Source organism: Paenibacillus oryziterrae, assembly GCF_042610485.1.
GTDB lineage: Bacteria > Bacillota > Bacilli > Paenibacillales > Paenibacillaceae > Paenibacillus_AQ.
In genome coordinates, this window is sequence record NZ_JBGJZO010000015.1 from 101,826 (window position 1) to 113,140 (window position 11,315).

Here is an 11,315-nt window from a genome sequence, read left to right on the forward strand (position 1 = left end):
TCTGTTGATCCTCCCCTGGAGTGTTATATAACCGATTGTCGCCTGAGTGGAGGAAAATATCAAGCTTATTTATAATGTCCGCCGATTTTACCGGATCTGTCCTTGAGCTGCCCGGAGTCGGTGAAGGAGGCGGCGCGTCCGATAATCGTATCCCCGTATTTATCCTTCAGCACGTCCGTAGCCCGTTCAAGCTCCCGGTAGCGGGGGCGCGATTCGAATAACGTCAGCTGGTATTGGTTCTCGTCGCTGAGACTGGAGAGGCTGAGATGAACCCGCCGCACAGGCTGGCCGTCCCAATGCTGCTTGAATAAAGCCACAGCCGCCTCGTAGATGAGGTTGGTGGCATTCGCCGGGTCGCCCATCGTGGTCTGCCGGGAGAAGCCTGTCGGGGTTTCGAAGCTGGCTCCCTGACAGCCGACGGAGACGACGGCCCCTTGCACCTTCAGCCTGCGGCAGCGTCTGCACACAAGCTCTGAAAGCTCCAGCAGTATGGTTTTAATCTCCGCCAGCGTCCGGTAATCCCGGGGGAGCGTCATCTGATGGCCGACGCTTTTGGGTGCTGCTTCATACGTGGCCGGATTTACCGGACTGTTGTCCATACCGTTCGCAATCCGCCAGTAGAATTCCGCGTCTATATCACAGTTCTTGCGGAATTTCTCCCGCATGCGCCACTTTAACTCGGCCAGAGGCAGCCGCGCCAGATGTCCTATCGTTGTGAGGCCCATATGATGAAAGTGGGCAGACATGCGGCGGCCTACCATGAACAGCTCACCAATGGGCAGCGGCCACAGCAGGGAAGGGAGCTGTTCCCGGGACAGGGTGAACAAACCGTTTTGGTTCTTCTTGGCCCACAGATCGCAGGCCATCTTCGCCGTAACCTTGGAATAGCTGATGCCGACGCGGGTGTATACCCCTGTAGCTCTGCGTATGCGGTCCTGAAGGTCAGCGGCGATCTGCGTTGGGCTGCCGAACAGAGAGAGGCTGCCAGTGACATCAATAAACTGCTCGTCTATGGAATAAGGTTCTACAAGATCGCTGTAGGAACGTAAAATATTTGTGATTTGGGCGGAGACGTCAATGTAATGCTGCATCCGCGGTCTGGCCACAATTAGATCCGGACATTTGGCCAAGGCCTCTTTCAGTGTCTCGGCGGTAGTGATCCCGAATTTCTTGGCTTCAGGGCAGGCTGCGAGGACGATTCCGCTCCGCCGGGCCGGATCTCCTGCGACGACAAGCGGTCTATTGCCGTACTCCGGATTCGAGGCCTTCTCGACGGAGGCGTAGAAGCTCTGGCAATCGGATAGCATAATGATGCGTTCTTTATTCATGAGATATACACTCTCCAGGTGGGGCTTATATGTTCTTTATTATAATACGAACATACGATCGTGTATATGCATGAGATTTTCCATATTTGTCAGTTCTCGAGGGTGCAGAGACCCGTGGCTACACCACCGGCGGCAATGGTCAGGATGGAGTGAAGAAAGGTCTCCTTGGAGATAAGCAGTCCCCCCGCACTGATGATCAGTGCATCGGTCGCAAAGATAATAACTCCGACATTCACCCGAATATACCCGGTTATAAATTTGGCGAGCAGATCCGTTCCCCCTGTACTGGCTTTGTAGCGCAGCATGATGCCGAGGCCACTCCCCAGCAGGAAGCCGCCGATAATGGCGCTTGAGATGGGACTCAGCTCAAAGTAATACAGGAAATGATACTGCAGAGGTCCAAGGAGCTCAATCAGGAAAGATGAAGTTATGAGGCCGAGTATACTGTTGTAGATGATGTTACGGTCTTTCCACCAGGCCAAGAGAAATACAGGGAGACTGCAAAAGACAATGGCAAGGCTGATTTTGGCACCGGACAGATAATTGATAATCAGGGCTATGCCGATAATCCCTCCGTCCAGAATTTTATAGGGAACGAGAAAGAAATCGGTACCGGTGGCAATCAGCAGGCTGCCTGCAAAAATAACAAGGTATTTAGGCCAAGACCGCATAGTTAAACATCTCCATCATTTGGCATGTCCTTATAGATATGCTCGTCAGTCTTAAAAAATAGCGAAACGGCAAAAAAAGCTGGACCACCTCCGGGAGATTCCCGGGAAGCGGTCCAGCTTAATGATTTAACTTATAAATTAACCGAGTTCCACAACCACTTGATGTATAGCGCCATCGCCTACAGGAGCGATTACATTGCCTTCTACAGCTACGCCATCCAGCGTCAGACTTGCCACGCCTTTGGATACATGGTTCGGGTTCTTGATGGTAATGACATAGGTGTCACCACGGAATACACGGGTGATTTCGAAACCATCCCATGCGGCAGGAATACATGGATCCACTTTCAGGCCGTTAAAGTCGGCTTGAATACCGAGAATGGCTTGTGTAATTGCTACATAGTTCCAAGCAGCTGTACCAGTCAGCCAGGAGTTCTTCGCTTCCCCGTGACGCACAGCATCTTTACCGGCGATCATTTGCGAATACACGTATGGCTCCATACGGTGAACTTCACTGATGTCCTCCAGGTATGCAGGAGCGATTTTTTTATAGATATCGAATGCTCTGTCGCCATGTCCCAGTACGGTTTCAGCAATCATGATCCACGGGTTGTTGTGGCAGAAGATACCTGCATTTTCTTTGTAGCCCGGAGGATACGTCGAAATTTCACCCAGGTTCAGATAATACTTGGAGTATGGAGGCTGTTGTAAAACGATACCGTAGTCAGTATCCAGACGTTCTTGCACAGAAGTCAGCGCTTTGGCAGCTTGACCGTCTTCAACACCGATACCCGCCATTACGCACATACCTTGCGGCTCGATGAAGATTTGGCCTTCTTCATTTTCTTTACTGCCGATCTTGTCGCCATAGTGGTCGTAAGCGCGCAGGAACCAGTCGCCGTCGAAACCGTGGGTCAGGGTAATTCCGCGCATGTTCTCGATCTTGGCTTCTGCATCTGCAGCAACGTCGGTAAGTCCGCGCATGCGGCAGATTTCTGCATAGTCCGGTCCAACGAAGACGAACAGACCCGCGATAAATACAGATTCCGCTACGCGGCCTTCAATGTTGGCAGTCGTCTGGAACGATTCGCCCGGCTCGGTGGAGAAGCAGTTCAGGTTCAGACAGTCATTCCAGTCCGCACGCCCGATCAGCGGCAGGCCATGAGGTCCCAGGTTATTGGTAACATGTTCAAAAGAGCGTTTCAGATGCTCGAACAGGGTAGCGGTGTTGTCCGGATTGCTGTCGAAAGGAACTTGCTCGTCCAGAATCGATGTATCGCCGGTTTCCTTGATGTAAGCAGCTGTTCCGAGGATCAGCCAGAGCGGGTCATCGTTAAAGCCGGTTCCGACTTCATTGTTGCCTTTCTTGGTAAGCGGCTGGTATTGGTGATACGCGCTGCCGTCTTCAAACTGGGTAGCGGCGATATCCAGAATACGCTCTTTGGCACGCTCAGGAATCTGATGCACGAAGCCGAGCAAATCCTGGTTGGAGTCGCGGAAGCCCATGCCGCGGCCAATGCCGGATTCGAAATAGGAAGCGGAACGGGACATGTTGAAGGTAACCATACATTGGTACGGGTTCCAGATGTTAACCATGCGGTCGAGCTTATCGTCACCGCTTTGGATTTGATATTTGGACAGCAGGTTGTCCCAGTGTGCAGCCAGAACAGCCAGGGCAGCGTCCACTTGAGCATCGGTAGCGAATTGTTCGATAACAGCCAGCGCCGGTTTTTTGTTGATGACATTCAGTGCTTCCCATTTCTCATCTTCCGGGTTCTCGATATAGCCAAGTACGAAGATGAAGCTTTGCTCTTCGCCTGGTTCCAGCGTGATGTTCAGTGCATGGGATCCGATTGGGGACCAGCCGCTTGCTACTGAATTGGTAGCTTCACCGGCAGCTACAGCCTGTGGAGCGTCCAGGCCATTGTACATTCCTACGAAGGATTCGCGGTCTGTATCAAAGCCGGCGATTTCTTTATTTACAGAGTAGAACGCGTAGTGGTTTCTGCGCTCACGGTATTCGGTTTTGTGGTAGATGACGGATTCCTTCACTTCAACCTCGCCGCAGCTCAGGTTGCGCTGGAAGTTGGTCATGTCGTCTTGTGCATTCCATAAGCAGAATTCAGCAAAAGAGAACAGCTTCACGGATTTCTTCTCTGTGCCGGTATTCTTCACTACAAGGCGGTGTACTTCAGCATTGTGACCCATTGGTACAAAAGCAAGCTGATTTACGGAAATGCCATTGCGTTCGCCAGTAATGGAGGTGTAGCCCAGACCGTGGCGGCACTCGTAGAAATCGAGATCGCGTTTAACCGGCATCCAGCCCGGTGTCCAGAAATCACCGTCATCATACAGATAGTAGTAACGTCCGCCTGTATCCAGCGGAATATTGTTATAACGGTAACGGGTAAGTCTTCTCATCCGGGCATCCCGGTAGAAGGTATAACCCCCGGCAGTATTGGAGATAAGACCGAAAAATTGCTCGTTACCAAGGTAATTGATCCATGGGTAAGGTGTTTTTGGAGTGTTAATGACATACTCTTTGTTAATGTCGTCAAAGGTTCCGAATTTCATAAGAGAAAAGTCTCCTTTCGATTGTGAACGCGCGTTTATAAATCTGTTAAAAAAGTTCCCCGGGGACAGGGAGTGCTAATCGGAATCCACCATGAGAGGATGTTCTTATCCTTCAGCGGGATTCCGGGAAGATGCCAGGCTTGTTCGCTTCGGAAGCAAGCCCGCATACTTCGATTATTCTTTTGCAAAACTCTTGGGAGCCTGGCAGGAATCCCGCTCCACGAGCCGTGCCGGGAAGCTGATGGTACTGAAGGTCGGCTGCTCTGCATCGCACAGCTCGATAACCTTCTCCACCGCAGCCTTGGACATTTCGTAGATCGGCAGCCGCACTGTAGTCAGCTTAGGCTGAATACGGGAGGCCATCTGCACATCGTCGAAGCCGGCGACGGAGATCTCCTCGGGAATCGATATTCCATGCTCCGAGAACGCTTCCATAGCCGAAATGGCCATGTCGTCATTGGATGAGAAGAATGCGGTTGGAAGAGCTTCACCGGAGGACAGCAATTGCTGTATCTCCTGATAAGCCTGCTCCTTCAGGAAGTCACCTTTCAGGATGAACCTTTCGTTCAGGGGCAATCCGTGTTTCTTGAGCGTGTCCTCATAGGCCGTATAACGTTCCCGTCCGGAGTACGTATTCATTTGTCCGCAGATAATGCCGATCTCACGATGTCCAAGGCTGATCAGATATTCTATGGCTTCCACAGTACCCTCATAATCCTTGGAATTCACAATGGCCAGATGATTGCGGTCCAGATGCTCCGACATGATCTCCGAAATGTCGTAATCAATAAGCACGAGCGGGGAGTGTAGTCCTACCATTTCCCGGACGATATCAATGTCCTTCTGCGTGCCGACGATGATGCCGCCGTCAATCCGCTTTTGCAGGAAAGCCTGCTTGACCTTGAGAAAATCGTCGGGAGAGTAAACCGTATGAATCAGAACATAACAGCCGCGTACGTTCGCCGTATCAACAACGGCATCCACGAAGGGGGCGAAGTAATTGTTCTGATAGATCCGGGTCGTATTCTCCTTCTCGTTCATGCTGATGGCGAACAATCCGATGGTATCCGTCTTCTTTCCGGCCAGTGCCCGGGCGAAGCTATTCGGTTCATACTGGTGCTGCTCAATGACCTTGAGCACCTTGGCTCGGGTTTCTTCAGGGACATTCGAGTAGTTGTTGATCACACGGGATACCGTACTGCGGGATACCCCGGCGAGCTTAGCTATATCTTCGCTGCGCATATTGTCCCCTCTTTCATAAACGCGCGTTTATGAACCTATTGTAAGATAAAGCGGCTAAGAAATCAATCGCTGAATTAGAATAAATTGCATTGCCTGAATGCTGAGAATAAGTTACAAATAAATACAGATAGAAACTGATACAAGCCGGTAGATGAGTGAGAGGAGACAGTACCTGTGATTCTTGAAACGGAAAGGCTAATCATCAGGGAGTTTGTTCGAGAGGATGTTCATGCAGTACATACCTATGCCTCAGATCCGGCTGTCGCTGTGCACATGATCTGGGGACCTAATACTCTGGAAGAAACCGAAGGATTTATAAATTGGGTAATGGACATACAGCAATCGGCGCCCCGCAAGGCTTTCGAATTCGCTGTAGTCCTTAAAGAAGGCAATCAATTGATTGGCGGTTGCGGAATTCACACCGGTGAACCCCGGGAAGGCGAAATCGGTTACTGCTTCAATCAGCAATACTGGCGCCAAGGTTATGGTAATGAGGCTGCCAGAACCTTGCTGGAGTTCGGGTTCTGCGAGCTTGGGCTACACCGGATATATGCCACTTGCCGGCCGGACAACATAGGATCTGCCAAAGTTATGCAATCCATCGGTATGACTTACGAAGGACACTTAAGAGAGCATAAGTGGCATAAAGGGAGATGGAACGACTCCTATCTGTATGCCATTCTGGAACAGGATTACAAACCGCTTGCCTAAATGGGCAGGCGGTTTTGTGGTTTCACCCAAGCAAGCGGGGGTGAAAGTGCATATCTTAACTTTGTGTTTAATCATAAAGGAGGAATCAACATGAGTTGTGGTTGTGAAAATAACAATCCAGTTGTCAGTCCCTTTACTTCTACTGGCGCAATCCTGGTACTGTTCATCTTGCTGGTCATTATCTCGAGAGCGTTCGTGATCTAATCTTTAGCCCCGCTTAGCCATACACATCCGCCAGTTCCCTTGCTGGCGGATGTGTTTTTAAATTTATAAAAGAAGGGCAAAACCAGCAACAGCAAAAAACGCGCCAACCCAAATGGCTGCCGCTCCCGAAAAAGTTACTGCTTCGATATAGGCTTCGCTGGGTTCACCATCACCTTTTACCTTCCAGCCTTCATTCATCCGCCAGCCAAAAGTAGGGTTCCTGCGAATAAACAAGCCGTAAGCAATGACAGAGAGGCCAAGAATCATGACAAAAATACCGGCAAACATGTGATCAGCTCCTTTGTATAATTCTACGTCAATGATTGTGAAACGTTGCAGTGCTTGCTCCGATTGAATTCATTCACAATAACGGGCTAATGTGCATATGCTTGCTGGTAGAACACTTAGAAACTACTGGAGGGTTTAGCTATGTATAGGGTATATCCGTATTGGTTCCGATCACAATTTGTTCCCGTGTGGGCCACTTCTACTCAAGATGCAATTGAATTAATGAAGAGTTCAGTCCAAGGGGAGCGCAATGACGAACTTTTTTATGATCAACTCATTCAACTTGCTCCGAACCACGAACAAGCTGAAGTGATCACATCCATTCGAAATGATGAACGAGGACATAATCGAATGTTCCGGCAAATGTACAGGGAATTAACTGGACATGAGGTGACAGGAGTCAGTAATGAAGTCCCCGAACAGGTTAATTCTTATATCGACGGGTTACAAAAAGCCTTCCAGGGTGAATTGTCTGCAGTTGAAAAGTATCGGAAGATATGGTTTGGCCTTCCGTACGGCATTTATAAAGATACCTTGTATGGCATAATTCTCGATGAACAAAAACATGCAGCGAAGTATAACAATTTATTGCTACAGAATTCTGTTGCAATTCAGAGGTAATTTCACAATAGTATACCTCCAATAAAAACACACCCGCCTTGTCGGCGGATGTGTTTTATTTGAGATTGCATAATTCTGCTTCAATGATTGTGAAACGTTGCTGTGCGTGGTATAACGAAAGCATTACATAGAATATTTTTACAAACTCAATCGGTCGACTTATAACTTACAGGAGTGATTGTATTATGCATGGTTACATAGGACTCGATGGCAATCAGGTGATCCCGCCTATATACGAGTTTGGTACTTTTTTTAGAGATGGTATAGCTGCGGTTAAGCTGAACAATAAGATGAGGTTCATTTCAACATCCGGAGAAACTGTACTGGAAACAGATTATTTTTCAGCAGGGAATTTTTCTTGTGGCCGTGCGTTGTTTCTAAGTAAAAACGGCAAGTTTGGTTATCTGGATATGCAAGGAGAGATTGTTATTCCTCCGACGTTTGATTACGCCTACGATTTTTCAGATGGATACGCAACTATTCACGTACGTAAAGGCACTTCAACGGGGAGAGCATTCATTGATGTTAATGGGAACTTTATTCATGATCAGATACATACGAACTCGATGCACTTCAGAGATGGTATCGCATCCGTAGAGCACTCTTCTGGTAAGCATGGATGCATTAATGCAGCCGGAGAGTATGTAATAGAGCCTATATCTGACAGCTATATTTTCTTCTCCGAAGGGCTCGCACCAATAAGTATAAAAGGAAAGATCGGTTATATGGACCGCAAGGGTGAGATCGTCATTCCACCACGGTTTGGTTATGCCGGTAATTTTCACGATGGGATTGCAATAATTATCAAGCGAAATAAATGCGGATACATTAACAAATTAGGTGAAATTATTATCGAGCCTAAATTCAATGACGCGGAGGATTTTTATGAGCAGCTGGCCCCGGTAAAGGTTGGAAGAAGTTGGGGATATATAAATCCAGAAGGAGAATTTGAGATTGAACCCAAATATACGGGCGCGTCATGTTTTATTGAGGGCATAGCGAGTGTACATGAGAAGAAAAATATTAAGCTGATGAAACGTAACATGGAAATGATAGACCTGGGGGAACAGTACGAGAGGCTGGATTATTTTTCAGAAGGTCTTAGCTGTGTGACGCTACGGGAAAAAAGAAAACCGTATCCGATCACAAGTCATACTTCAGTGGTAAGGTTCTACGCACCTTAAACACCATAATTATAGCAAAAATGGCGTACGGTCCTCTTACTGAGATCGTGCGCCATTTCCCTTTTACAAGAGTAAAGATTAGTCAACTTTCAGGCTCGAAGCAACCTTTGAAGCGATCTTATTAGTTAAGAATAACGATGGAATGATTAGCACAACCATGAGAATACTCGCTGTTAAGAAGCCGGATTGATAGGCGGATGCCAAATGGGCAGCATCCATCTTCGCGAGATCCAACTGACTGGCGACAATGGTCGCCAATACGGCTGAGCCGAAGGCACCGCCGATATTTTGCACAATCCGGGTGGCGATACTGGCTTGTGGAATTTCAGTTTTGGAGAGGCCTGTATAGGCATCACTCATTAATGGAAGCGTGACTCCGCCAACGCCGATGCCGCGAATGAAGAGTATAATCGCTATGATCCAATACCCCGTGTTTTGATCGATCCAGACGAAAGGAAGGGTTCCGGCTAAAGATATGACAATCGAGATGAGGACAACAATCTTGGCGCCAATTCGGTCAATCATTATCCCGATTAAAGGTCTTGCAAGCAACATGCCTATTCCCTGAGGAATTAAAGATAATGCAGCTACAATGATGGAATCGTTGCGAACATTTTGAAATAAAAGTGGCAACAGAAGCATTGGACCATTCGCAGCAATTCCCGCAAGAAATAAGCCACAGAAGGATGCGCTGAAGCTACGAAACCTAAATAAATTCAAAGGCATGATTACTTTTTCCTCATTTTTAAGTGCGTAAATTACATAGACGATGGTTAATAAGGCCCCCACAATGACGAGCGTTATGGTCTTCGTATTATTAAAACCGGCCATCCGCGCTGCTGCAGTAATACCATAGATAAAACTAACTGAAATACCACCGAGCACTAAGATCCCGAACCAATCAAGCTTTGCTTGTTGATTTGAAGGGGGGAAGCTTGGCAGCTTCGTAAAGACAAAGTAGAGGGTGATGAATACCACCGGAACATTGACGAAGAAGATCCAATGCCATGAGAGATAATCGACAAGAACCCCGCCAATTACGGGCCCGAGAATGGGTCCAAGAACGATGGGGAGACCTACAATGGACATTAACCGGCCGAGTTTATCCTGGCCAGCTGCTTGAGCTGCTTGCATTAAAAGTGTTGTTAACAATGGCAGAATCAAACCGGCGCTAAAGCCTTGAACCAGACGGAATACAATCATACTGGCTAAATTCCATGAAAGTCCTGAGGTAACCGAACCCACGAGAAAAATGATTTGTGCGGCGATATAAACCTTTTTTCCATCAAAGCGCTGAATGAGCCATCCGGAAAAGGGGACGGCTATTCCTGTAGCTAATACATATCCCGTTACGATCCATTGGATATGGTCGAGTGATGCATGAAAAGATTTAGCAAACTCATTTAGCGCTATATTCACCATGGTTCCATCTAACATGGGGGCAATAACTCCAAGGACAAGCACGATTGCAATGGTTAATAAAGACTTCGGGATTTTTTCATCTACTTTTGTGGCCATGACAAAAGCTCCTCTCTAATTAAGGTACAAATTGAACCTTATTTCCATAACGAACTATACATCTAAACGAAACAAGTTGCAATACTTGTTATTGAAGATGTCATTTGTATTTTGAATTCATGCTATATTGGACTATATAGAATCTGTGAGGAGCTTTGAAATGCCAAGTATAAGAAGACGAGGGAAAGAGCTTGAAAGCGCAATAATGGAAGCGGCTTTTGAGATTTTTCAAACTTTCGGATATCAAGAGATGACATTCCAAAATGTTGCGAAAAAAGCGAAGACTAGCCGGACGGTATTGTACCGCCAGTATGAAAGCCAAATGAACTTACTACATGAAATGGCTCATTATCGCTTATCACAAGTGTTTGGAGAGCCTAATTTATTAGACCTCATAGAAGATCACGGAAGCTTGCGAGCAGATCTGCTCTCAGCGTTAACGATTTATCAGCGCTTTTTGGATGCGATTGGACCAGAATTGTTTAGTGCTGTCTTGTTAGAGTTAAGCCGGAAGCAGGATAACTGGAATGAGATCTTCATTCATGCGAGAGAAAAAAATGGACTGGTTATACAAAAGATTCATGGGTTTGCCAAAGAGCGTGGAGAAATCAATTATGATTTCACGGATATGCAATTGCAGCTGCCTTTTAACTTGATGAGATACGAATATATGGTTCAAGGTGGAACACTTGCCGAGTCCTATTTGAGCTTATTAGTTGACGAAGTGTTACTGCCTGTTTACTTAAACGACAAAGAGAAGTCCCGTTAGGACGGTCCACAAACTTCTTGTTATACAGCGCGCGTGACAAACCGTTGATCTTATATAAAATGGGGCAGATGCATTCTAAACTTGTCCTTTACCTTAATGAAAAAAGGAGCAGCTGCTTTTGTGGTCAAGACCCCATTTAGTAGACATTGAAAAAAGACCTAGGCTACAAGCTGATTCCTGTACTCAACAGGAGTCAGCTTGTTTA

The 11,315-nt window shown here is 47.3% G+C and carries 11 protein-coding genes; 5 read left to right on the top strand and 6 right to left on the bottom strand.

All coding sequences use genetic code 11. The features are described from left to right. Nucleotides 1–65 precede the first annotated feature (65 nt). From ACAN55_RS16250 to ACAN55_RS16265, 4 genes are all read right to left on the bottom strand, one after another. Nucleotides 66–1,328, bottom strand: coding sequence for a DNA polymerase IV (locus ACAN55_RS16250; protein WP_379134892.1), 1,263 nt, complete (start codon nucleotides 1,326–1,328; stop codon nucleotides 66–68). A gap of 89 nt (nucleotides 1,329–1,417) precedes the next feature. Next, nucleotides 1,418–1,999 carry a YitT family protein gene (locus tag ACAN55_RS16255; protein WP_379134895.1) on the bottom strand — a complete coding sequence of 194 codons (582 nt, stop codon included), beginning with the start codon at nucleotides 1,997–1,999 and terminating at the stop codon, nucleotides 1,418–1,420. Nucleotides 2,000–2,137: 138 nt separating this feature from the next. Further along, nucleotides 2,138–4,573: a glycoside hydrolase family 94 protein gene (locus tag ACAN55_RS16260; protein ID WP_379134897.1), complete on the bottom strand. Its 2,436-nt coding sequence runs from the start codon at nucleotides 4,571–4,573 to the stop codon at nucleotides 2,138–2,140. Between the two features lie 174 nt (nucleotides 4,574–4,747). Beyond that, nucleotides 4,748–5,815 carry a LacI family DNA-binding transcriptional regulator gene (locus ACAN55_RS16265; RefSeq protein ID WP_379134899.1) on the bottom strand — a complete coding sequence of 356 codons (1,068 nt, stop codon included), beginning with the start codon at nucleotides 5,813–5,815 and terminating at the stop codon, nucleotides 4,748–4,750. 174 nt (nucleotides 5,816–5,989) lie between these two features. Between ACAN55_RS16265 and ACAN55_RS16270 the strand changes: the two genes are divergently transcribed. Beyond that, entirely contained in the window at nucleotides 5,990–6,526 is a 537-nt protein-coding gene (locus ACAN55_RS16270) for a GNAT family N-acetyltransferase (protein ID WP_379134901.1), read from the top strand. A 90-nt stretch (nucleotides 6,527–6,616) separates the two neighbouring features. Next, nucleotides 6,617–6,730 (top strand): YjcZ family sporulation protein, encoded by a 114-nt coding sequence (locus ACAN55_RS16275; RefSeq protein ID WP_379134904.1) that lies wholly within the window; start codon nucleotides 6,617–6,619, stop codon nucleotides 6,728–6,730. Nucleotides 6,731–6,793: 63 nt separating this feature from the next. Here the strand turns inward: ACAN55_RS16275 and ACAN55_RS16280 are convergent, their stop codons facing one another. Further along, nucleotides 6,794–7,018 carry a DUF6199 family natural product biosynthesis protein gene (locus ACAN55_RS16280; RefSeq protein ID WP_379134907.1) on the bottom strand — a complete coding sequence of 75 codons (225 nt, stop codon included), beginning with the start codon at nucleotides 7,016–7,018 and terminating at the stop codon, nucleotides 6,794–6,796. Nucleotides 7,019–7,159: 141 nt separating this feature from the next. On the opposite strand from ACAN55_RS16280, the gene ACAN55_RS16285 reads away from it, so the two are divergent. Then, nucleotides 7,160–7,639 (top strand): ferritin-like domain-containing protein, encoded by a 480-nt coding sequence (locus tag ACAN55_RS16285; protein ID WP_379134910.1) that lies wholly within the window; start codon nucleotides 7,160–7,162, stop codon nucleotides 7,637–7,639. A gap of 185 nt (nucleotides 7,640–7,824) precedes the next feature. Continuing rightward, on the top strand, nucleotides 7,825–8,823 hold the full coding sequence (locus tag ACAN55_RS16290; protein ID WP_379134913.1) for a WG repeat-containing protein: 999 nt from the start codon (nucleotides 7,825–7,827) through the stop codon (nucleotides 8,821–8,823). Nucleotides 8,824–8,901: 78 nt separating this feature from the next. Here the strand turns inward: ACAN55_RS16290 and ACAN55_RS16295 are convergent, their stop codons facing one another. After that, nucleotides 8,902–10,341, bottom strand: a complete 1,440-nt coding sequence (locus tag ACAN55_RS16295; protein WP_379134915.1) for an MDR family MFS transporter — start codon at nucleotides 10,339–10,341, stop codon at nucleotides 8,902–8,904. Between the two features lie 160 nt (nucleotides 10,342–10,501). Here ACAN55_RS16295 and ACAN55_RS16300 point away from each other — a divergent pair, with 160 nt between their 5' ends. Next, the gene (locus ACAN55_RS16300; protein WP_379134918.1) at nucleotides 10,502–11,110 is read left to right on the top strand and encodes a TetR/AcrR family transcriptional regulator; all 609 of its coding nucleotides are present in this window, start codon (nucleotides 10,502–10,504) and stop codon (nucleotides 11,108–11,110) included. Nucleotides 11,111–11,315: the final 205 nt, after the last annotated feature.

What these genes read in the sequence shown, in the direction of transcription:
- ACAN55_RS16285 (WP_379134910.1), top strand. Translation starts at nt 7,160, where the DNA reads ATGTATAGGGTATATCCGTATTGGTTCCGATCACAATTTGTTCCCGTG.
- ACAN55_RS16260 (WP_379134897.1), bottom strand. Translation starts at nt 4,573, where the DNA reads ATGAAATTCGGAACCTTTGACGACATTAACAAAGAGTATGTCATTAAC.
- ACAN55_RS16250 (WP_379134892.1), bottom strand. Translation starts at nt 1,328, where the DNA reads ATGAATAAAGAACGCATCATTATGCTATCCGATTGCCAGAGCTTCTAC.
- ACAN55_RS16295 (WP_379134915.1), bottom strand. Translation starts at nt 10,341, where the DNA reads ATGGCCACAAAAGTAGATGAAAAAATCCCGAAGTCTTTATTAACCATT.
- ACAN55_RS16275 (WP_379134904.1), top strand. Translation starts at nt 6,617, where the DNA reads ATGAGTTGTGGTTGTGAAAATAACAATCCAGTTGTCAGTCCCTTTACT.
- ACAN55_RS16280 (WP_379134907.1), bottom strand. Translation starts at nt 7,018, where the DNA reads ATGTTTGCCGGTATTTTTGTCATGATTCTTGGCCTCTCTGTCATTGCT.
- ACAN55_RS16255 (WP_379134895.1), bottom strand. Translation starts at nt 1,999, where the DNA reads ATGCGGTCTTGGCCTAAATACCTTGTTATTTTTGCAGGCAGCCTGCTG.
- ACAN55_RS16290 (WP_379134913.1), top strand. Translation starts at nt 7,825, where the DNA reads ATGCATGGTTACATAGGACTCGATGGCAATCAGGTGATCCCGCCTATA.
- ACAN55_RS16265 (WP_379134899.1), bottom strand. Translation starts at nt 5,815, where the DNA reads ATGCGCAGCGAAGATATAGCTAAGCTCGCCGGGGTATCCCGCAGTACG.
- ACAN55_RS16300 (WP_379134918.1), top strand. Translation starts at nt 10,502, where the DNA reads ATGCCAAGTATAAGAAGACGAGGGAAAGAGCTTGAAAGCGCAATAATG.